A 22,296-nucleotide genomic window follows, 5' to 3' on the forward strand; every position below is an offset into this window, starting at 1 on the left:
AGAAAATCATCACACAATGAAAAAATCAACTATAGAAGAAATCAGGAAACGGTTTGACCATAATGTTGAACGCTTCTCTAACCTGGACACAGGGCAGCAAACTATAATAGACGCCGGACTCTGTTTAGAACTTATTACCGATGCCGCAAAAATGACTATCCCAAAGGCTAAAAAAATATTAGACATTGGTTGCGGTGCTGGTAACTACACAATAAAGGTGTTGCAACAGCTCCCAAACCTGGATTGCACTTTGGTTGATCTTAGCCTTCCTATGCTAAACAAAGCTGTTGAAAGAATCAGTAAGTTAACAAATGGAAATATAGAAACCATTCAGGGTAATATTTTAGAACTACCTATTCGCGAAAATGAATATTGTATCGTAATGGCCGGAGCGGTTTTGCATCATCTAAGGAGTGATGACGATTGGTATACCGTATTCAAAAAAATTTATAACGCTTTAAAGCCTAATGGAAGTTTTTGGATATGTGACCTGATTTCTCATGACGTCCCAGCGATACAACATTTGTTCGAAAGAAACTACGGAGAATTTCTTGAAAAACTGGGCGGAACCGAATACAAAGAACATGTCCTTGATTATATAGACAAAGAAGACAGTCCGAGATCAGTAACTTTCCAAACAGATCTTTTGAAAAAAGTAGGCTTTAAACAAATAGATATCCTACATAAAAACTCGTGTTTTGCTGCTTTTGGAGCAATAAAATAGAAAAAGGCCTTTCTGAAAATCCAGAAAGGCCTTTTAATTGATTAATTTATCTATGGTTGATTAAACTACACCTTGAGCAATCATTGCATCAGCAACTTTTACGAAACCGCCAATGTTCGCACCTTTTTCATAATTCACATGACCATCTTCCTCTGTACCATATTTCACACAGATTGCGTGGATATCATGCATAATTTCTTTCAATTTAGCATCAACTTTTTCTCTTGACCAATTGTAACGTAGAGAGTTTTGCGCCATCTCCAATCCAGATACAGCTACACCACCTGCGTTAGCAGCTTTTCCAGGAGCGTAAAATACTTTTGCTTTATTGAAAGCTTGAACCGCTTCTGGAGTACAAGGCATGTTAGCGCCTTCGGCTACACAGAAACATCCGTTAGCGATTAGCTTTTCTGCATCTTCACCACCTAATTCATTTTGAGTTGCATTAGGTAATGCGATATCACATTTAACACCCCAAGGCTTTTCTCCTTCGAAATATTGAGCATGTGGATACTCGTTAAGATATTCTTTTATTCTCCCTCTTAAATTATCTTTAAGATTTTTGATGAATTCCAACTTCGCCAAATCAATACCTTCAGCATCGTAAATATATCCTGCAGAATCAGACATTGTTAAAACTCTAGCACCTTGTTGAATACATTTCTCCGCAGCAAACTGAGCAACATTTCCAGAACCTGAAATAACTACATTTTTACCTAGTAAGCTTTTTCCCTGAGTTTTGAAAATCTCTTCAACAAAGTAAACCAAACCATAACCAGTAGCTTCAGGTCTAATTTGGCTACCTCCCCACTCTATACTTTTACCAGTTAACACACCAGTAAATTCGTTTTGTAATCTTTTATATTGACCGAATAAATAGCCAATTTCTCTTTTACCAACTCCAATATCTCCAGCAGGAACGTCTAAATTAGCACCGATATGACGAGATAACTCAGTCATAAAGCTTTGGCAAAAACGCATTACTTCGTTATCTGATTTTCCTTTAGGATCAAAATCAGAACCACCTTTACCACCGCCCATTGGAAGTCCTGTTAAACTATTTTTGAAAACCTGCTCGAAAGCTAAGAATTTCAATACGCTTAAAGTTACAGATGGATGAAAACGCAAACCGCCTTTGTAAGGCCCTATCGCGCTATTCATTTGGATACGGTAACCTCTGTTTACTTGAATCTCGCCTTTATCATCAATCCAAGGCACTCTAAACATAATTACCCTTTCTGGCTCCGCTATTCTTTCGAATATTTTGTTGTTTTTGTAAATAGGATGTTTTTCAATGTAAGGTAGCACAGACTCAGCAACTTCTGTTACTGCTTGCAAAAATTCAGGTTCAGAAGCATTTCTTGCTTTGATAATGTTTAACGAAGTGTTATTTTCAAGCATGACTTTTATACAGTTTTATTTTTTGGGTGGCCAAAAATACAATTTTATCAATGAAAAATGAATTTTATTAAATTAAACTCACCAAAAACATTGATTTTTTTAAAATTATCAATTTCAACATCATTCCTTAAGAATAAATTATCAATTTGATAATTTTAAGGATGAAATATGCACATTTCTCATAGCTTTAAAAAGAATTAATTAAAGTTTTTCTTTAGAAATTATATATTTGAAATAAAAACGGTATTTTGAAGAAGAGAATTGCAATTTTCGCCTCGGGGTCTGGATCCAATGCTCAAAAAATAATGGAGTACTTTAAAAAAAGCAATGAAGCGGAGGTTTCTATTGTTTTAAGTAATAATCCAGATGCATATGTTCTACAAAGAGCAGATAATTTTGAGATCCCTACACATGTATTTGATAAAAAAGAGTTCCGGGATACAGACGAAGTGATCAATATCTTAAAAAATCTCCAAATCGATCTGATTGTCCTTGCTGGATTTTTATGGTTAGTACCTAAAAATTTATTAGCTGCTTTCCCTAATAAAATTATCAACATTCACCCAGCGCTACTACCTGCTTATGGAGGAAAGGGAATGTATGGAGATTTTGTTCATAAGAGTGTTTTAGCTAATAAAGAAACTGAGTCTGGTATTACAATTCACTTTGTGAATGAACATTTTGATGAAGGGGAAACCATTTATCAGGCAAGGTTCAAAATAGAACCTGGAGATGATTTGGAAATGATCAAATTTAAAGGACAGCAACTGGAACATCAACATTTCCCAAGAGTAATAGAAAATTTGCTTAAAAAGATGAAAAGCAATCTATAAAACAAATACTTAACATTCTGTGTTGATTATTTTGAGTAATAAATCGACACAGAATGGAAAACAACACACCACAGGCTCCCAAAAAGAAAAGTAAATTTCTCCTTTACTTTATCATCATTTTAGTTATTGCTACAGCAGGACTATTTTACTATAGATACTATTTTGTTTTTGGCGAAGGTGTAAAAGCCGGACAGCTCAATTATTTTGTAAAAAAAGGTTATTTATTTAAAACATACGAAGGAAGGTTAATACAATCAGGTCTCAAACCTGGTGCTTCAGGCGGAATAAGTTCTAATGAATTTAGATTTTCTGTAACAGAAAAAAAAGTCGCGGAGGTATTAAACAAGAATGCGGGTTCTTATTTAGAACTACATTACAAAGAGTATTTTCATACTTTACCATGGCGTGGTACAAGCGAATTTGTTGTAGACAGTGTGGTTTCCGTTAAACCTGTAAATAATTTGGGAAATTATTGATAGCCTGAGTTCGACCGTTATTTTATTGTTCGAATAACCTTGAATGAGATTACATATCGATCTGGCAGGCAATCTCTGCCAGGAAAAACAGATATAAGCAACTTACTATCAATATTATTAATTGAATTCAGGTTGGTAAAGCAAAGAACAATCCAGAAGAACAACTAACTAACTAACTAACTAACTAACTAACTAACTAACTAACTAACTAACCTACTCCAAATTGGAATGTCTTTTAAACATAATTTGTGGCTTCTGACCGCTCTGTTGCCACAAAGTGTGAAATATAGCATCACAAAGCAGAGATAATGCCTGTTCAAACAATGTTCCTGCATATTGTTTTGAAACTTTTTCACCATAGTCATATTTACTGGAAGCTGGCAAAAGAATTGTCTGATCTGAAATTTTAGCTAATTCGGAATTCTCATCAGTTGTATAGCAAACAACATTCGCCCCTTCCGCTTTTGCTTTTTGTGCAGCTTTAATTACAGAATGTGTTGTCCCAGATCCAGATGCTACTAACAATAAATCCCCTTCAGAAATAGCAGGGGCACTAATTTCTCCAACAATACTTGCATGAAACCCTAAATGGATCAATCGCATAGCAAAACCACTTAATGCCAAGCCAGAACGCCCAACTCCTTTAACAAAGATTCTATTTGATGTTTTAAGATATTCTGATAATAAGGTTATATCTTCATAATTCAGATTATTGGCCAATCGAAGATTTTCCTCCAATATCATCTCCAAATTATCTTTCAACGCCTTGGTATTATCTGCTTTTTGTCTGTTCATAATCGGAAGCTTTTTATAAAGTATCTAGTGTCCTGTCAACCACATTTTGTCAGGCTTTCCGACTTTTCGGGATCGAAGCCTCTGCGAATAATCCTTCGATAAGCTCAGAGCTTGTCCCGCCCAACGGGAGTGACAAACGCATATAACATTTTATCGGTGACACGACACTAGTATCAAAGTATAAATATGTCCGAATTCGGAGAACCAAAGACGGAGTTTGGATTGATAGTCCATAGTCGATGTTAAAATCTACTAATGAACTAATGACACCAATGAACCATCTAACTTCGAGAGCTTACTGTCCTTTGCTGTTAAAACCCTTTTATTCAAAAACTATCGTCTTATTGTTAAAAACAAAAACCCTGTCTTCAAAAACAAAATGCAAGGCTTTGGCCAAAACCGAAGTTTCAATTTCTTTTCCCGCTCTTATCATATCTGAAAGCGAATAATTATGGTTTACAGGGATAGTTTGCTGAACGATAATTGGCCCTTCATCCAAGTCATTTGTTACAAAATGTGCTGTCGCACCAATTAACTTCACTCCTCTATGAAAAGCTCTTTTATAAGGATTTGCTCCTATAAAAGCCGGCAAGAAAGAATGATGAATATTAATTATCTGATTAGGATATGAAGCTACAAACTCAGGAGAAAGTATTCTCATGAACTTAGCTAATACCAGATAATCAAACTTATATTGTGCTAATTGCGCTTTAATTTCATTCTCAAAAGCTACTTTATCCTTTTCCTCGTGAGAAATTTCGTAAAAAGGAACTCCAAATCTTTCGCAAATATTCGACAGATAAGAATAATTGCCAATCACAGCTTCAACACTGGCACCTAAGGTTTTAAAATGGTTGCGAATCAAAATATCACTTAAACAATGGTACTCTTTGGTAACAAGGACAACAATTTTCTTTTCAGGTTCAGGATTAACTTTCACCATAGCATCCGATGGAAGTCCTTTCTGTAAAGCATTCTGTAATACAGCGATATCGTTGTAAGGTTCGACAACCAATCTTGCAAAAAACGCCCCCTCGTTAATATCAACAAACTCTCTCATCGTAAGAATGTTAATATTAAACTTAGCCATAACTCCTGCAATATCTGCAACCAGACCAACCTTATCTTTGCACTGTATTACTATTACCATTTTATTTTTAAAATTAAAGCGCCTAAAATAAACAAAATCCACATATTGCGAAGTAAAGCCAGCGAAAAAGCACCCTATTAGGGTGCTTTCGTTGTGTATTTAACCTCTTTTGGATTTAAGCTCCTGCAGTTCTTTTTTCAGTGCATCGAGCTGTTCCTGTTGTTCTTTTAATGCTTCAACTAAAACAGGAATAAGATCATCTTTATTTACCTCTTTATATTTAGCCACTTTAGTATTTCCTTTATTGATATTGTAAACAGAAGACGATTCATAAACCATGGCGGGAAATACTTGCTCTACATTTTCAACCAGAAAACCATATTGATTGCCCTGCGGCAATTTCAAATACTTGTATTTATCTACATTGTATTTAAAAGTCACTGCCTGTAAACTCTTAAGCTTCGATGTAGGATTCTCAATTTTATTTATTGCTAATTTTAAATCATTTTCGCTAATAGATTGTGCATTGGCAAGATTTGTTATTAGCAAAAACGCCATAACTAAATATAACTTTGAAATTATTTTTTGCATTACTGTAAGTTTAAATATTGAAAGATAAATAATATTTACCACTGGTAGACCGGACTATTTAAACTAAACAGTTGGGCGGCGGGTAATGCAATGGAATATGAACTTCGCTTAATCTTTTACTGAAGTAGAAGTTGAATAATACACCGGTTCCGCACTCTGTCAACTTTAGTAGGGAATTTATTATAAATTCTTCTTCAAAAAATCTCCCAGAACCGTTATCCTCTTCAGTTTCGCTATTTGCCACCGTATACTCCTTTTCAACATTCTTCTTTACAGCCAACATTATGCTATCTATAAACAGGAAGTTTAAAAGTATAAAACATAAAAAAATGCTCAGAAAACGTTTCATTAATACACAGCTTTTTACAAATATATTTTTTTTGAAAGTAGCTCCAAAATGGACACAAAACACTTATGTTGCTTTCTCAACATCGATTCCCAGTATACTTATCGATAAAAACAGAAAAATCAATAGAACTTACTAAAAAGAGCATAAATACCACCTTTAAAATATTTATATCTCTGAAAAAATTCTTAAATAATCATATACATCCCATATTAATAGGATATACCTGCAAAAAAACTCTTAAAAAAAGCACTAAACCCGTTAGTTTAGAAGTTAAAACATCAACCAATAAATCTCTCATAGCAATAAGATCCTATATCAGCTAAATATTAACACTTCTAAGACAGAAAACGGACAATTTCTAATTAATTTTATACAAAATCGTTATAATCTTAAACAGGCATTTATTTTGATTATGACATTAAAATGAACAAAAGAAGATGACAGAAAATCATAAAATTGCCGTTTTTGGCGGAGGTTGTTTCTGGTGTACAGAAGTTATATTTACTACGTTAAAGGGCGTTATCGACGTAAAACCTGGTTATATGGGTGGCTCTACAGAAAACCCAACTTACAAAGATGTGTGTACCGGTGAAACTGGCCATGCAGAAGTAATTCAGATCGTCTACGACGAGAAACAAATCTCATTCTCTGAATTGCTATTGGTATTTTTTAAAACTCACGATCCCACCACGTTAAACAGACAAGGTAATGATATTGGTACCCAGTACAGATCTGTTGTTTTTTATTATGATGAAGATCAAAAACAACAGGCGGAAGAAATGATTGCGCAGCTGACTAAGGAAGAAGTATTTGATTCACCTATTGTTACCGAAATTTCTCCTGCAACAAAGTTTTATGTTGCGGAAAATTACCACCATAACTATTATGCGAATAATAGAAGTCAGCCTTATTGTTTAGCGGTTATTCAACCTAAAGTATTGAAATTCGCTGAGAAATTTAAGGACAAGATAAAACCAGAGCTATTGTAGTCGAGAGACACCGACAGCGCAGGCTTTTAACAAAAGTAGCTAATCTGTTTACTGAAATCACAGTAAACAATATTAGCTACATGCTAAGCAAAATAAAATAATATCTCACTCTCCCTTATTTTTTATTTGCCCAAAAAGCCAGGGTAACAGGTCCTTTTCTGCAAAAGCGGGATTCCAGCTGTTATGATTTGCATTTGGATAAAAAGTATATCTTGGAGAAGCTCCGCGTTTTTGTAAAGCTGCTATAACATCTCTGGAAAACTGAGGAGAAACGATATCATCTTTTTCTCCGTGAAATATCCAAAGCTTTACTTTTCCGGCGTACTTTCTAACGTTAGCAACATTATCGCCGCCGCAGATTGCAACCGCAGCTGCTATATCATTAGGTTTTCTACGCAAAATCTCCAACGTACCCATACCTCCCATCGAAAGTCCCATAATGTAGATTCTATCAGGATCTATATATTGGCCCCGTTTTACACTATCAAAGTACTTCAATAAAAGTGACATTGACTTTGTTGGCTTTCCACCTTTTCTGAAAAAGAAATGTCTCTTACCTTTTTCATCAGTTTCTATTTTCACATTAGCCCAATAACTATCGGTTGCACATTGTGGAAAAACCACTACTGCAGGAAATGCTTCTCTATTTTTATTATCCAGAAACAAATTGGCACCGTTTAACAATTGCTTCTCATTATCATTCCCCGACTCCCCTCGTCCATGTAAGAAAATCAGCAAAGGGTAGTTTTTACTTTTATTAAATCCTTCGGGGTAAAGCACCCGAAGTGGCAAAGTATCTTTATTTATCACAAAGTACTCTTTTTTAAAAAGCGTCTTATCTTGTGCAAATGCTACAAGCGGAAATAGAAAAAGGATAAATAATAATGCTTTTAGCCTCATTGCTTATTCAAATTTAAAGTTAGCTTCCTTTACATTAGAAGAACTATTTCCTACAAAAACCTTGAAATCACCAGGCTCTGCTACGAACTTAAGATCCGAATCATAGAATTTTATAGTTTCTTCTGTGATATCAAAGCTTACATTTTTAGCCTCTCCTGCTTTGAGAAATATTTTCTTAAATCCTTTTAATTCTTTAACAGGTCTTGTTACGCTTCCTACCATATCTCTGATATAAAATTGCACAACTTCTTCACCATCGTATATACCGGCATTTTTAACATTGGCCTCAACAGTTATCTTTCCTCCGGACCTAAGTACCGAATTATTCAACACGGGTTGAGATATCTCAAATTTAGAATAGCTTAAACCATATCCAAAAGGATACAAGGGATCATTACTTACATCTAAATAATTCGATCTGAATTTCTGGAACCATGCACCTTCCAATGGCCTGCCGGTATTCTTATGATTATAATATAAGGGCACCTGTCCCACATTTTGTGGAAAAGTCATACTCAATTTCCCAGACGGATTAACATCTCCAAAAAGAACATCGGCTATTGCATTTCCGGTTTCAGAACCGCCAAACCAGACGTTCAATATTGCCGGAACGTTTTTGTCTTCCCACGACAAATCCAAAGGCCTTCCTGTAAATAAAACCAATACAACAGGTTTACCTAATTTTAAAAGTTCGGATAAAAGTTCTTGCTGATTTTGTGGAATTCGGATATCTGATCTGCTGGAGCTTTCTCCACTCATTTCCGAACTTTCGCCCATCGCCGCCACAATTACGTCTGATTTCCTGGCTACAGACAAAGCCTCTTTCAGCATGATTTCTTTACTTCTGTTATCTCTTGGGATATCTCTGCCAAACATGGTCGCTCTTTTCTGATATTCCGGGTCGTCCAAAAGATTGGTACCCATAGCATAGTTTACTTTAACTTTGCTTCCCAACGTATTTTCCAATCCTTCTTTAACAGAAATGGCTTTACTTAAATCTGTAGAAACACTCCAGGTACCTGGCATATTTTCTTTGGTATTGGCTAGCGGACCTATTAAGGCTATGGTACCTTGTTTTTTTAATGGAAGTACATTTTCATTTTTCAATAACACAAAACTTTTTGTAGCAACTTCCCTTGCAAACTGCAGATTTTCCCTGGTATAAATCTCTGTTCTTGCCCGCTCTTCATTACAATATTTAAACGGATCTTCAAAAAGCCCCAGTTTATACTTCGCTTCCAGTACCAATCTGCATGCTCTATTAATTTCCCCCATACTCACTTTTCCCTGTTCATAAGATGATTTTAAAGTGGTTAAAAAGCCTTCTCCCACCATATCCATATCTACACCTGCATTTAATGCTTTTGCAGATACCTGTTGCAGATTACCAAAACCATGGTCTACCATTTCATTGATTCCGGTGTAATCAGTCACAACAAACCCTTTAAAGCCCCATTGTTCTCTCAATACATCCGTAACCAACCACTTATTTGCCGTCGCCGGTATACCATCTATTTCGTTAAATGATGTCATCACACTACCTACACCAGCATCTACTGCTGCTTTATAAGGCAGCATATATTCGTTGAACATTCTGTTTCTGCTCATGTCTACCGTGTTATAATCCCTACCTGCCTCTCCTGCGCCATATAAGGCAAAATGCTTTACACAAGCCATAATGGTATTTGCCTTGGAAAGATCATCTCCCTGATAGCCTTTCACCATTGCTTTCGCAATTTCTGCTCCCAGGAATGGATCTTCTCCGTTCCCTTCAGATACACGGCCCCATCGGGGATCTCTGGAAACGTCTACCATCGGCGAAAAAGTCCAGTTCAATCCATCCGCAGTTGCTTCCTGAGCCGCCATTCTGGCTGTTTTGTAAATCAGGTCCATATCCCAGGAACAGGATAAACCCAGAGGAATCGGAAATGTGGTTTTATAACCATGGATAACGTCCAAACCAAATATCAAAGGAATTTTTAGTCTTGTTTCGTTTACTGCAATTTCTTGAGTCTTTCTGATCTTAGCTGGTGTTGTTAAACTAAAAAATCCTCCTACCTGTCCATTCTTTATTTTCTGTTCGATATTTGAATTGACCGTTGTTCCTGTCACCGCATCTCCTCCTGTCAATAAATTCAACTGCCCTATCTTCTCCTCCAATGTCATTTTCGACATTAACTCACTAATGAACTTGTCCATTTCAGATTCATTTTTAACGGCTTCAACCTTATCTTGCTTTGCTATTTTAGGTGTACATGCCATTAAAACCGAAATACCTACTGCTATTATACTCATTTTTAGAAATTCCATAACCTAACTATTACTCGTCCTATCCTTTATTTTTCATATTGAAAGCCTAATTTGTTGAGGCCGTTCTGTACATCGCTATCGCTCATAAAAAGCTTCCATAATAATTTTGAACGATAATTTTCCAGCATAACCACTACAGGCCCCTGATCTATCCCCAAATACTTCTGCGGATACCAGTTGTCAGTTTCGCTAAATGCGTCATAAAAACCATATTCTCCCCATAACCTATCTTTCTTATTTTCATACCAATTTCTCATAGCCGAAAGCGATTGTTCTGGTGTATAGACAATAGAAGATATTGCGGCAGTTGGTGCAATAACGCCTAAATCCCTTTCCATCGCAGGTGCATGACCGGCATAGCCTTTTACAGAATAACTGGATGTTAAACCCCAACTATCTTTGCCATATCCTTTGTATTTTAAAGGATTGTTTACACACCATTGATAATTTATTAAAACCTGATTTCTATTTTCTTCCCAATAAGAAGCATACGCGTCCTTCAATCCGTGAGGATTTAAACCTAGATAAGAATAATGCGCCCAAAAAAGAGGGCCTCCATTATCTACTCCCTGATGGCGTAGCTGTAACTTGATCCCTTCATATTCATGTTCTTTCTTGATTTTTCCGTTTTCCGCCCAGCCTTCATGATATACTGCCGCCTCTACACCATGGGTTGGGGATGCTGCTGCCAAAACATACATAACCAGACACTCATTATAGCCATGTATGGGAAAGTTCATATCCCATCCATAATTTGGGCTCCAATGCCAATAAAGAACATTTTGACCTCGTGTGTACCATTTAAAATCAATTCCCTTCCATAAATCATCAGCTAAAGTCGATAATTTCTTTTCTTCTTCTGTTCCGTCCTTAAAATACTGTTTCACACAGATTAAGCCTTGGGCTACGAAAGAAGTCTCTACCAAATCACCTCCGTCGTCTTTTTTGGAAAACGGCTTGGTTTCTCCGGTTTCTCCCTGCAACCAATGCGGCCAGGCTCCGTGAAATCTATCGGCATTTTTAAGAAAGTCCAATATTTTACTTAATCGCTCTACCCCCTCTTCTCTTGTAATGTATTTCCGCTCTATAGCACTTATAATACCCATTATACCAAACCCGGTCGCGCCGGTAGTCACCACATTTTTATCATTCTGAGGATATACTCCGTCTATGTGTATTCTCTCTCTAGCTGCACCCGAATTTGGTTCAGCTCCTTCCCAGAAATAACGAAAAGTTTGTCTCTGGACAACATCTATCAACTCCTGGTCTGATAAGTGCTTACTATCACCTTTGTTTTTTGACGGGTTACAAGCGCTGAATACTACCAAAACAGCAAATGCATATACAAATATTCTATTCATTATTTCTAGATTTTTGAACTTTGAAAACCTAATTTTATCAATCCATTTTTTGCTTCTTCACTACTCATAAACAGATCCCAAATTAATCCTGTCCTGTAATTTTCAATCATAACAATAATAGGCCCCTGATCTATCGCCAGGAAAGATGAAGCAAACCATTTTTCCTGTATTGAGAAAGAATCGGTAAAACCATACTCTTTAAATATTTTATCTCCAAGTTTATAATAGAAAAAACGCAAAGCTTTCATAGCTTCCCCGGGCACATAAGGTAAAGAAGCAATTGCAGCTGTTGGAGCTATAAAACCTCTATCGTTCGTCGGCGAACTCGCAGTATATCCGTTTTTTATATCACTGGCAGTTAATCCCCAGCACTCTTCACTGTAACCATCAAACTTATTGGGATTTTCCTTGCAATGGTTATAGTTGGTTAAGGCATGCGCCCGCGTTTGCTGCTCATAATTCGCATAAGCGTCAGACAAACCTTTGGGATTAATACCAAGAAACGAATATTGATCTAAAAACATAGGCCCGCCTTTTTCCGGTCCTAATGGCAACTGAATGCCATAATATGTTTTCCCATTTTTAAAATTTGTTCCCGAAGCCCAGCCGTTATCATATACTGTTTTAGGAATTCCATGGGTTTTAGAACCCGCTGCCAGAACATAGGTAATCAAACATTCGTTATATCCTCTGATAGGCAAATTCATCTCCCAGTTATAGTTCGGACTCCAGTGCCAATACAAAACATCAGAACCGTTCTTCCTGAAAAAATCCCAATCAACATTATTATACAATTCAGAAATATCATTTCTCAACTGTGTTTCTTCAGGGCTGATATCTTTAAAATATTGTTTAGCTACAATTAGCCCCTGCATCAACAAAGATGTTTCTACAAGATCAGCTCCGTCATCTTTATCACTAAACTTAAGTACTGTTCCTGTAGTTCCATCCAGCCAATGCGAAAACGCTCCATGAAATTTCTGGGCATCGTTCTTCAAAAAAGAAACAATCTTTTTGATTCTTGAAAATCCATCTGTCTTCGTCACAAAACCTCTTTCTATTCCAACGATAATAGACATGATACCAAAGCCGCTTCCTCCGTTGGTAACCAAATTTCCTGAAGTATTGCGTTCTCTAGCCATTCCACTAACTGGATGCCCGAAATCCCAGAAATACTTAAACGTCTGTTTTTGTACCAATGTCAATAACTCTTCGTCAGAAATACGTGGAAATTTATCCGTATTGTCAATACCTGTGTTAAGTGTTATGGTTAAAGGATTAACTATTCTACCTCCGTTTTTTGTTTTCAATGATCCTGAGACACTTAGGATATAAATAGTAAAAGATTTTAAATCAGTCTGCAAATTTAATTGGACAGTTTTTCCCTCGTTAGAGGTATCAAAGCCCATCTGGATCAAATCTCCGTTATCACTCTTCAATATGATATTCTTTTCCAGACTTTCGCTTGTTATGGCTTCCGTAAAATTGAGTACTATTATCGGCTTCATCCCAATGGCATAGGATAAAGTCCCGTTATATTGCCCATCTATTGTAAAAGAAACGGAACTATCTTTTACCTGAGGAGTCTCTTTTTTTGAACAGGAAGTTATAAACAATATTAACAGACAAAGAAAGTATCTCATAGTCACCTTTAAAAACAAAGGATTTCGGATGTAGCCATCCGAAATATCCCTTGCATAGCCTAACCTTATTTACCCGCTTTACCTAAATTGTAAAGTGCTTTTATATGTGCATCGGGCAACACTCTGTCATATATTCTCAACTCATCTATACTACCACTCATAGTTGAAAAAGAGGCATCTGTACTAACCGTTTTTCCCGGTATATTATTATAATTTGTTCCTATTATAAACTCATTAGGTTCAAAACTATTAAACAGGTTGTTACCAACACCTCTATTATTATAAGAGCCGATATCTTCCCCATTAGCCCACATCTTAAACGTTCCTGAATTAGTATCATATGTTAGTAATAGATGAGTCCATACATTTGCCCCGAACGTAGGGTTTTTGTCTGCATTCAAATTATCCTGGGAACCTCCACCAACAGCGGTAAATCTCGGACCAACTTTCAATAACTGATCTGTTCTATCGGTGTTCAGCCTGAAATCAAGGTTTCCAAGAAACATTCCTGGACGGGCAATAGTCATTAACATTGTCTTTTTCGATCCATTGTTTGCTATTTGTACCCATACACTTATCGTGAAACTTTTAAGTGCTGCTGTTTTAAAGGCATCAAATTGTTTGGCATAATACAAATAGCCACCGCTAAGCTTTAGAGCCTTTCCTTTTACTCCCTGGATATAAGTGTCATTAAGCTTTTGTGTAGGTGCTGTATTTGATTTCAATTCATTTTCAGTATCATCAAATGACCAATAAGCTTTTAAATTATTAGGAAAAATTTGGTCTGCACTATCATAACCATCTACTTTTCCTTCGTAATCTGCCGGATTAACACCAGGGAGATTATTCGGATTGTCACTTTTCTTGCAAGCGCTAACCAAAACAGTTGCCGCCAAAAAGAAAATCCACTTTATCTGATTTATGTTCAATTTTTTCATCGCATACAAACTTTAAGATTAATTATACAGAGGATTTTGTGTGAGTTTATAAGGCTCTTTACTTAAATCTATCTGTGCTTGCGGGATAGGCAATAAGTTATCTCGGGCTGCAACAAAATTAGGTCTGCCTGCCGCTGGTAATACCGAACCTGAAATTCCCCATCTTACCAAATCAAAGAAACGATCGTATTCCATTGCCAGTTCAATTCTGCGCTCGTGTCTGATAGCTTCTCTTAACACCCCTTGATCCGTTGTTGTAATATCTGGTAAAGTTCCCGCCGGGGCTCCTATTCTTGCTCTTGCTCTTACACTATTAAGTGCTTTTAATGCTTCTGTTGTATTACCAGTTCCCCCTACCTCATTTGCAGCCTCTGCATACATCAAGACTACATCTGCATAACGCAACAGCCGTATATTCATCCATCTGCCTGCTCTATTATTATACAATGCCCTATATGTGGGATTTGTGTACACTTTATGATTATATATTGGATTTTCCCATGTAGTACCTGTATTTTCGCCATACACTGTTTTATAAGTATTATTAGCATCGCTTCGATAAAGGAACGTCCTTGCCTTTCTCGGATCGTTAGGCTCATAAGCATTTGAAAGATTGTTATTAGGCACATTAAAACCGTATCCCAGGTTCCAATCACCAGGCCCCCTTACACCCTGCCATTGCGTAATTTCGGCTCCATTCGCAGTAGGAACAGCCGCGGAAGCCGTGGCCTGAACTTCAAAAACAGACTCTTTACCATTTTCTCCACTTTCGCCAAATATGCTGGAATATGACATAGATAAATCATATTGACCCGAAGTCATTACCATATTTGCGGCAGACATAGCTGCTCCCCATTTTTGTTGCGTTAAATAAACTTTTGCAAGTAATCCATTCGCTACACCTTTCGTTAAACGACCGACAAACTTTCTATCCCAATTCACAGGAAGATTGGCAGCCGCGAACTGTAAATCATTCTCTATAAAAGGATACAACTGATCTGGCCCCACCTGAGCTGTATTAGGCTGATCTGCGGAAAGAACCTTATCTATTAAAGGTACTCTCCCAAAAAATCTCACCAAATTAAAATAAGCATATCCTCGCAAGCATCTGGCTTCTGCTTGTGCCAATAATTTTTGGTCCTCACTTGCAGTAATTCCAGTATTATTCGCTATCTGATCTAACGCAATATTACATTTAATAATTATGGCAAAATGTCCCTTCCATAATTCATTTATAGCCCCGTTATTTGGTGCTACCGGAAAATTATCCATGGTAAGTGCATCAGCGCCACCATCAGTAGGGCTACTTCCTTTGTCTGCATCGTCACTTCTAACACTCGTTGCTAAGAAAAACCCTCTGCAATGCATATCATAAGAGCGTAAATCATTATATGCCCCAAATAAGTATTCGTCATAGGGTCCAGATCCTCCCGGATAAGGGTAATTATCTGATGTATATTCCCCCTGCTTAGTTGTATCCAAAAAGTCTTTACAGCCCAAAATCATGGAAAATACAACCCCGACCATCAACAGGTAAGCTGGATTTTTCAATATTTTATTATAAGTTTTCATGTGTTTACCAATTAAAATGTCAGATTTAAACCAAATGAATAAATTGAAGGTACTGGATATACACCATTATCTGCACCGCCTGCAGTTATACTACTTAACTGTGCTTCAGGACTATAACCACTTACCTTACTCCAGGTCTTAATATTCTGCCCGCTTAAATAAATTCTTAATTTTTGAATTCCGGCCTTTGTTAACATTTGCGGATTAAAAGTATATCCTAGTTGAACATTGCGTATTCTGAAATAACTTCCGTCTTCGAGAAAGTAGGAACTAAAAAGCAAATTGTTACTTCTGGAATTAATGATTGGTTCTATATTAGTTGATCCTGGGCCTGTCCATGCATTCAATCGGTTTGCCGGGTAGTTTAATTGTGTAAAACTAGCTGTTTTCCATTGTGCATAAATCTTATTGCCGGCCACTCCCTGTCCATCTATGCTTGCGTCAAAACCTTTATAGGCAACGGAAACGCTAAAACCATAACTATAAGGAGGGAAAGGTGTACCCAGATATGTTCTATCTGCAGGTGTAATCACACCGTCGCCATTTGTATCTTCGAAAGCGATATCTCCCGGTAATGAAGTCGGCATAGCCGGCATTCTATCCAAATCAGCTGTAGTCTGGTAAATACCTACCTGTCTGTAACCATAAAAATAACCGATTGATTTCCCAGTTTCTGTCAGGTTAGCCCCTCCATTTCCGATTAATTGAAAATTAGAAGTATTCCCTATTGAAACCACTTTATTTTTAACGTATGAAAAATTTCCTCCTACGCTGTAACTGAAATCTTCGCCCAAATTATCGTTCCACCCCAAAGAAATCTCCACTCCCTTATTAGTTACTTTTCCCAAATTAGTATAATAAGGTATATCATCATTACTATTTGGAAGAATAACAGTGGTAAAAAGATCTGTTGTTTGCTTATTGTAATAATTCAATTCGGCACTTAATCTGTTCTCTAAAGCCCGTACATCCATACCAATATCTAAGCCCTGAATCACCTCCCAATGCAAATTCGGATCTGGATCGAATCTTCGTTTTATAGCAGGATAGATATAATCACCAAATACTGCACCGGAGCCAGTGTTTAATAATTGCTGATAAGCGTTATCGGTGAAAGAATTAGAGTTTCCTAATTTTCCCCAGGCCGCTCTTAACTTCAAAAAGTCGATTCCTTTAATGTTGTCTTTGAAAAAATCCTCTTCACTAGCTACCCAACCTAAACCAACACTGCCAAAAGTTCCCCATCTGTTTTCTGGTGCAAATTTGGAACTTCCATCTCTCCGAATAGTAGCGTTTAATAAATATTTATTCCTATAAGCATAGCTTAAACGTCCAAAAACACCGACGTTAGACTCTAGCCTTCCCGTTCCGCCTACCGAGGTAATATTGTCTTTACTGATAATATCAAGATACCATAAATTAGGATCGTTTGGTACCACCAACGTAGAATCCGTCCTGGATCCGTTTAAATTTGTATTCGAAATATTAACCGTCGTAAAGCCCACCATCGCATTAATCCGATGATCCTCTTTCAAAACCTTATCAAAATTCAACGTGTGATCTTGTTGAAACATTCTTCTTTCGAATGCTTCCTGAAAAACTGTGGTTCTGCTAGATTTGTCAAAAAAAGTAGTTGTAGGACTTGTTCCTTCACCAAGATATACTACTGTATAGGGAAGAGGAGTATATGACCGTAAATTATTAAACCTTAAATCGGTATATACTGTAGATTTCCATGTAAAATCTTTAAGGAATTTAATTTCACCAAATAAACTTCCGGTAGCACGGTATCCCCTATCTACCGAAGTATTTCTTAACCTTTCGGCTGCATAAACTGGATTAGCTACCTGTATTCGCTGAAAAGAAGGCATGGCGTTAAATAATCCATCTTCACTTCTAATTGGGACAATTGGCACAGCCCAAACAGCGGAGTTAAGATTTACTCTCATAGGCTCATTCCTGAAATGATATCCTGTTATATCACCACCAACTCTTATGGCATCATTAACTTTAGTTTCCTGACTTAAACGAGCTATAAACTTTTTAAAGTTACTGTATTTAACTACACCGTCCTGATCACTATAACCAACGTTTACCAAAGTGGTACTTTTCTCTCCTGTATTTGAAATGCTTAGGGAGTTTGTATTGATATAAGCATTCCTAAGAATTTCCTTTTGCCAATCAGTATTGGCGGTATAATTTTTAAAATCGAAAGGGGTTGATCCCAAATTAGCTAATGTTGCAGAATATAGTTTCTTAAATCCTTCTGCATCAGTAACGTCAATTTGCTTTTGGACATGTTGTACACCCACGGTACTGCTAAGGTTCACTACACTTTTTCCCCTCGCTGCCCTTTTCGTTGTTATTGCTATCACACCATTTGCACCTCGTAAACCATAAATTGCTGTGGAAGAAGCATCTTTCAACAAATCAATGGTTTCTATGTCTGCCGGATTTAAATAATCTATATTGTCCTGTAATACCCCATCAACAACATATAAAGGATCCGAGTTATTCGTACTTGCAATCCCCCTTATTCTAACAGTTCCCGTAGCGCCAGGTGTGCCTGAATTAGAAATGGTCAATCCCGGTACCTTACCTTGCAATGCATTTATCGGGTTTGTTACCGTCATCTTTTCAATTTCTTCACCCTTTACACTTGCTACTGTACCTGTTACATCTCGCTTTCTTTGCGTTCCGTAACCAACAACAACTACTTGTTCCAACTCCTGAAGGCCGGAAGAAAGCGTCACATTAATATTGGCTTGGTTGTTAACCGCTACTTCTTTGGTTGCATAACCGATGTAGCTAAAAACTAGCGTTCCATTTGCCGGAACGTCTATCGTGAAATTACCATCCACATTGGTCTGAGTAGCTGTAGTGCTACCTTTCACGCTCACTGCAACTCCTATTAGTGGTCCCTGGTCAGAAGCGTCTGTCACTGTGCCGCTTACTTTTATGTTTTGACCAAAAACATAACTAACGGAAATCAGATAGAAAAACAGTAATAATTTCCCTTTCATAATAAATCAATTAATTAGTTAGTGTTATGATAACTGGTGTTTTGTCTTATAAAGTTGAGTAGAATTATTGCTCTTGTAAAAAAAATAAACTCTACAAGACTACATCATAAATCATGCAGCTTTTTAAAGAAAAGAAGAAAACACGTATTTAAACACCTGATAAGCAATAATTTCAAGCATTTCAAACTATATCAGGGACATAAAAAAAACCTCTCATCGAGATGCTCATAAATAAGCCGATGAGAGGTAATGATGTAGTAAATGTGTAGTGAATTATAGCTCCATTAAAAACTCAACGAGATTCTTATCATGAGGAACCTGCAATTTTTTACGTAATCTATATCTTCGAATTTCAACACCTCTTAGGGTAATGTTAAGTAAAGAGGCCATTTCTTTACTACTCATATTCATTCTTAGATAGGCACAAAGTTTTAAATCATTAGGAACTAAATCAGGGTGATTCACTTTCAGCTTATGGAAAAAATTTTCATGAGTACCGTTAAAGCTTTTTTCAAATAAATCCCAATCCCTTTCATCTGTCATTCCTTCGTCTATAACTTTCTGAATTCTCCTTAACTGGTCTTCAGATAATTTCTTACCATTCTCATCTTTCAATTCCTGAATTTCTTCCCGAATTTTTTGTAATAATTCATTTTTATAAACAATATTCATCGCCGAATTTGTTGCCTCCCGAGCCTTGCTCATTAATTCAGCTTCCAATTTCTCAGCTTTTAATTTTATCAGCTTTTGCTCATTAATGATACTTTCTTCCTTTAATTGTTCTTCCTTTTCCCTCTGCATCCTTTCCTCTATTTTTTGCTGATGTCTGATCAGATTCTTCTTATACCATCGTGATAAATAAAAAGCAATGAATATCAGAAGTATAATATAAATCAGAAATGCTAATTTTGTTGCGTAAAACGGTGGTTGAATAGTAAATTTAAGTTCTGAAACTCCTGAAATTAGCTGTTCATTAAATTTTGCCCGAACCTTAAATACATAATCTCCCGAAGGTAAATTGGTAAAGTCCTTTTGTGCCTGGTTACTCCATTCTGACCATTGAGAGGAATAACCATCTAAAGCATATTGGTATTTGATATCTCCAAGCTTATAATAAGGAAGAGAATAGTTGATTCTGATATTTTTATCCCGATTGTTTATGGTTATGTCTCTACCAAGAAGTCCCAAATTGGATATAATAGAGAAAGCATTACCGGTTGTCTCCATTTGACCAATAATAACCTTTGGTAACTTTTCTCCTTTTCCTATTTGATCAGCTTTATTAAATACTACAAAACCATCATCAATACTGATCAGATAAAAATCATTATTGATTTTATTGACATTTTCATAGTCTCTAAACATTCTGTCTTTAAGAACCCTAAACATATTAGAATCTATGTCCAGCTGTCCCGGCTTTCCAAAATCAACAAAAGAGATATTTCCTTTTCTGATGAACCAATATTGGTTGCCGTCTGCCTTTATAATCTTATTTGATTTTGAAAAGGATCCCAGTTTACTATTCAGCTGGCTATAATTGTGGAAGTTATCGTCTATTTCGTCATAAATATAAAATCCCTTATCGGTGGAGAATACGATTCTCCCGTTAAGATTAAATATGTTGATCTTATAATCACTTGGTAAGCCATTATTTATACCATATTCCCTGAATTCTGTAACTTTTGAATAATCTGCAGACAGCTTCAGTTTAAATACTCCTTTATAAACATGACTAACCCAGAGGTACCCTTTATCATCTTGTTGAACATATCTTAATGGTCCCGAAAAACCAGTCAGTCTATGTAACATTTCAAATTTCCCCTGAGGGTTTCTTTTATAAGTAACCAGTCCCGTATATGTGCCCTGAATAAGAATCTCAGGATTAAGATTGGATCGCGTAATAAACCATCCTCCATTTACAGGTGATATTTTTTCCAATTCGGTACCATTTACCAAATAAGTTCCTGTATTGTGACCGCAAATCAGGTTATTATCAAACACGGATAAATCCCACACCTGTCCCTGGCTATTTTTCACCAAATTGAATTCAAAACTTTGCTTTTTCTGGTCCTTACCAATCCAGCTACTATAAAACAGACCTTGATTAGTACCCAAATAGATATAGCCATTATGTATAATGCTGGAGTAAATCGTACCAAACTTCCCGGACTTATCTAAATAAAAATATAATGGTGAATTGATTTCTATCCTGTCTATTCCATTATCCAGCGCACACCAAAGATTCTGCTCCTTATCTACTAATAACCCCAAGATTGTGTTATTCTGGAGTCCGTTGGATTTTTCGATTTGCTGAACCACATTTCCTTCCTTATCCAAAATAACCACTCCTTTTAAAATAGTTCCAAATGCATAATAGTCTTCAAAAACCTTTACTCCATTGTTCAGTTGATAAGTTTTTAAATAATCATCTGCTTTATTTTCCCATTTTTCAAACTTACTGCCATCGTATAAAAACAATCCATTTTTTGCTGTACCAATCAGTATCTTTTGATTTTCGAAAGGTAGCATACTTAAGATTCCGGTTTGTCCCAAAAACTCGCTTCCATTAATAGGAAGTATCTTATTACCCTTTAACTCGTAAAGCCCCCTATTAATTACCTCTACAAAGAATTTACGTCCAACCTTGTGTAGAAACAAATAAGGCTGACTCTGGGCTTCTTTGTCATCCACAGTTTTGATTTTTCCATTTTCATAGATAAAAATTTTTGAGAATGACTGAAACAATACACGATGGCCGTCTATATATATTTTCCAGATTTCATCGGTTAAACTTACGCCTTTTGGTAACAAAGGAGTCAGACTTTTATACCGTAAAATACCCTTAGAGTCGTAGTGCCAATAGCCAAAATCTTCAAAACCGCCGGTAAATACTTTCCCCTTCCCATCTGCGGCTACCGCTCGAAGAATAATTTTATTATTGGCTTCGAAATGCTTCCAGATACTTCCATCAAATGTTAATAGGCCTTCATTATTTGCCACATAAATAATGTTGTGCTCATCCTGCGTTATCGCCCAATTCTGATTTGCTGCTTTGTACTGGGATTTGGTATAATTCTCTATAAAAGGTACTCCTACTTTTTGGATATCAATACCTGCGTAAAGTTTCGGATAAAAAAATAAAAGGACTGCTAATAAACTGTAAACTGAAAGGTTCGTGTTAAATCTCATGGGCCATTGACGCTTATATATGTTAACAGGTTAAGGATATTGGTTCCACTAAATTTCCGCAATAAACATAAGTTTATCAAATAATAAATTTGCTACAAAAAATAAAAGGTTC

The 22,296-nt window shown here is 36.4% G+C and carries 16 protein-coding genes; 4 read left to right on the forward strand and 12 right to left on the reverse strand.

The genetic code is table 11. The features are described 5' to 3' along the window. Positions 1-16 precede the first annotated feature (16 nt). On the forward strand, positions 17-724 hold the full coding sequence (locus PEDSA_RS10775) for a class I SAM-dependent methyltransferase (RefSeq protein WP_013633196.1): 708 nt from the start codon (positions 17-19) through the stop codon (positions 722-724). 60 nt (positions 725-784) lie between these two features. Here PEDSA_RS10775 and gdhA read toward each other — a convergent pair whose 3' ends face one another. After that, positions 785-2,125, reverse strand: coding sequence for an NADP-specific glutamate dehydrogenase (gdhA, locus tag PEDSA_RS10780; RefSeq protein WP_013633197.1), 1,341 nt, complete (start codon positions 2,123-2,125; stop codon positions 785-787). Positions 2,126-2,373: 248 nt separating this feature from the next. Here gdhA and purN point away from each other — a divergent pair, with 248 nt between their 5' ends. Continuing rightward, on the forward strand, positions 2,374-2,958 hold the full coding sequence (purN, locus tag PEDSA_RS10785) for a phosphoribosylglycinamide formyltransferase (RefSeq protein WP_013633198.1): 585 nt from the start codon (positions 2,374-2,376) through the stop codon (positions 2,956-2,958). 53 nt (positions 2,959-3,011) lie between these two features. Beyond that, on the forward strand, positions 3,012-3,434 hold the full coding sequence (locus PEDSA_RS10790; RefSeq protein ID WP_013633199.1) for a hypothetical protein: 423 nt from the start codon (positions 3,012-3,014) through the stop codon (positions 3,432-3,434). Positions 3,435-3,647: 213 nt separating this feature from the next. Here PEDSA_RS10790 and hxlB read toward each other — a convergent pair whose 3' ends face one another. The 3 genes from hxlB to PEDSA_RS10805 all read right to left on the reverse strand — a co-directional run bounded on the left by hxlB (position 3,648) and on the right by PEDSA_RS10805 (position 5,910). Further along, a complete protein-coding gene (hxlB, locus tag PEDSA_RS10795) occupies positions 3,648-4,229 on the reverse strand; it encodes a 6-phospho-3-hexuloisomerase (protein WP_013633200.1) in 582 nt (193 codons plus the stop codon). A gap of 322 nt (positions 4,230-4,551) precedes the next feature. Then, on the reverse strand, positions 4,552-5,379 hold the full coding sequence (gene purU / locus PEDSA_RS10800) for a formyltetrahydrofolate deformylase (protein ID WP_013633201.1): 828 nt from the start codon (positions 5,377-5,379) through the stop codon (positions 4,552-4,554). Positions 5,380-5,478: 99 nt separating this feature from the next. Then, the gene (locus PEDSA_RS10805; protein ID WP_013633202.1) at positions 5,479-5,910 is read right to left on the reverse strand and encodes a tail fiber domain-containing protein; all 432 of its coding nucleotides are present in this window, start codon (positions 5,908-5,910) and stop codon (positions 5,479-5,481) included. A 786-nt stretch (positions 5,911-6,696) separates the two neighbouring features. Here PEDSA_RS10805 and msrA point away from each other — a divergent pair. Next, entirely contained in the window at positions 6,697-7,248 is a 552-nt protein-coding gene (gene msrA / locus PEDSA_RS10820; RefSeq protein WP_013633204.1) for a peptide-methionine (S)-S-oxide reductase MsrA, read from the forward strand. Between the two features lie 105 nt (positions 7,249-7,353). Here msrA and PEDSA_RS10825 read toward each other — a convergent pair whose 3' ends face one another. The 8 genes from PEDSA_RS10825 to PEDSA_RS10860 all read right to left on the reverse strand — a co-directional run bounded on the left by PEDSA_RS10825 (position 7,354) and on the right by PEDSA_RS10860 (position 22,184). After that, positions 7,354-8,148 (reverse strand): carboxylesterase family protein, encoded by a 795-nt coding sequence (locus tag PEDSA_RS10825; RefSeq protein ID WP_013633205.1) that lies wholly within the window; start codon positions 8,146-8,148, stop codon positions 7,354-7,356. 3 nt (positions 8,149-8,151) lie between these two features. Further along, a complete protein-coding gene (gene bglX, locus PEDSA_RS10830; RefSeq protein ID WP_041537045.1) occupies positions 8,152-10,443 on the reverse strand; it encodes a beta-glucosidase BglX in 2,292 nt (763 codons plus the stop codon). Between the two features lie 41 nt (positions 10,444-10,484). Next, complete coding sequence (locus PEDSA_RS10835; protein ID WP_013633207.1) at positions 10,485-11,819, reverse strand: glucoamylase family protein; 1,335 nt, start codon at positions 11,817-11,819, stop codon at positions 10,485-10,487. Positions 11,820-11,824: 5 nt separating this feature from the next. Continuing rightward, the gene (locus PEDSA_RS10840) at positions 11,825-13,462 is read right to left on the reverse strand and encodes a glucoamylase family protein (RefSeq protein ID WP_013633208.1); all 1,638 of its coding nucleotides are present in this window, start codon (positions 13,460-13,462) and stop codon (positions 11,825-11,827) included. A 65-nt stretch (positions 13,463-13,527) separates the two neighbouring features. Continuing rightward, the gene (locus tag PEDSA_RS10845; protein WP_013633209.1) at positions 13,528-14,400 is read right to left on the reverse strand and encodes a LamG domain-containing protein; all 873 of its coding nucleotides are present in this window, start codon (positions 14,398-14,400) and stop codon (positions 13,528-13,530) included. An 18-nt stretch (positions 14,401-14,418) separates the two neighbouring features. Then, positions 14,419-15,972: a RagB/SusD family nutrient uptake outer membrane protein gene (locus PEDSA_RS10850; RefSeq protein ID WP_013633210.1), complete on the reverse strand. Its 1,554-nt coding sequence runs from the start codon at positions 15,970-15,972 to the stop codon at positions 14,419-14,421. A gap of 11 nt (positions 15,973-15,983) precedes the next feature. Continuing rightward, a complete protein-coding gene (locus tag PEDSA_RS10855; protein ID WP_013633211.1) occupies positions 15,984-18,995 on the reverse strand; it encodes a SusC/RagA family TonB-linked outer membrane protein in 3,012 nt (1,003 codons plus the stop codon). Between the two features lie 273 nt (positions 18,996-19,268). Beyond that, entirely contained in the window at positions 19,269-22,184 is a 2,916-nt protein-coding gene (locus PEDSA_RS10860; protein ID WP_013633212.1) for a triple tyrosine motif-containing protein, read from the reverse strand. Positions 22,185-22,296 lie beyond the last annotated feature (112 nt).

This window comes from Pseudopedobacter saltans DSM 12145 (assembly GCF_000190735.1).
Lineage (GTDB): Bacteria > Bacteroidota > Bacteroidia > Sphingobacteriales > Sphingobacteriaceae > Pseudopedobacter > Pseudopedobacter saltans.

What these genes read in the sequence shown, in the direction of transcription:
- PEDSA_RS10855 (WP_013633211.1), bottom strand. Translation starts at nt 18,995, where the DNA reads ATGAAAGGGAAATTATTACTGTTTTTCTATCTGATTTCCGTTAGTTAT.
- PEDSA_RS10790 (WP_013633199.1), top strand. Translation starts at nt 3,012, where the DNA reads ATGGAAAACAACACACCACAGGCTCCCAAAAAGAAAAGTAAATTTCTC.
- bglX (WP_041537045.1), bottom strand. Translation starts at nt 10,443, where the DNA reads ATGAGTATAATAGCAGTAGGTATTTCGGTTTTAATGGCATGTACACCT.
- gdhA (WP_013633197.1), bottom strand. Translation starts at nt 2,125, where the DNA reads ATGCTTGAAAATAACACTTCGTTAAACATTATCAAAGCAAGAAATGCT.
- msrA (WP_013633204.1), top strand. Translation starts at nt 6,697, where the DNA reads ATGACAGAAAATCATAAAATTGCCGTTTTTGGCGGAGGTTGTTTCTGG.
- PEDSA_RS10825 (WP_013633205.1), bottom strand. Translation starts at nt 8,148, where the DNA reads ATGAGGCTAAAAGCATTATTATTTATCCTTTTTCTATTTCCGCTTGTA.
- PEDSA_RS10775 (WP_013633196.1), top strand. Translation starts at nt 17, where the DNA reads ATGAAAAAATCAACTATAGAAGAAATCAGGAAACGGTTTGACCATAAT.
- purU (WP_013633201.1), bottom strand. Translation starts at nt 5,379, where the DNA reads ATGGTAATAGTAATACAGTGCAAAGATAAGGTTGGTCTGGTTGCAGAT.
- PEDSA_RS10845 (WP_013633209.1), bottom strand. Translation starts at nt 14,400, where the DNA reads ATGAAAAAATTGAACATAAATCAGATAAAGTGGATTTTCTTTTTGGCG.
- PEDSA_RS10835 (WP_013633207.1), bottom strand. Translation starts at nt 11,819, where the DNA reads ATGAATAGAATATTTGTATATGCATTTGCTGTTTTGGTAGTATTCAGC.
- PEDSA_RS10860 (WP_013633212.1), bottom strand. Translation starts at nt 22,184, where the DNA reads ATGAGATTTAACACGAACCTTTCAGTTTACAGTTTATTAGCAGTCCTT.
- PEDSA_RS10840 (WP_013633208.1), bottom strand. Translation starts at nt 13,462, where the DNA reads ATGAGATACTTTCTTTGTCTGTTAATATTGTTTATAACTTCCTGTTCA.
- PEDSA_RS10805 (WP_013633202.1), bottom strand. Translation starts at nt 5,910, where the DNA reads ATGCAAAAAATAATTTCAAAGTTATATTTAGTTATGGCGTTTTTGCTA.
- PEDSA_RS10850 (WP_013633210.1), bottom strand. Translation starts at nt 15,972, where the DNA reads ATGAAAACTTATAATAAAATATTGAAAAATCCAGCTTACCTGTTGATG.
- hxlB (WP_013633200.1), bottom strand. Translation starts at nt 4,229, where the DNA reads ATGAACAGACAAAAAGCAGATAATACCAAGGCGTTGAAAGATAATTTG.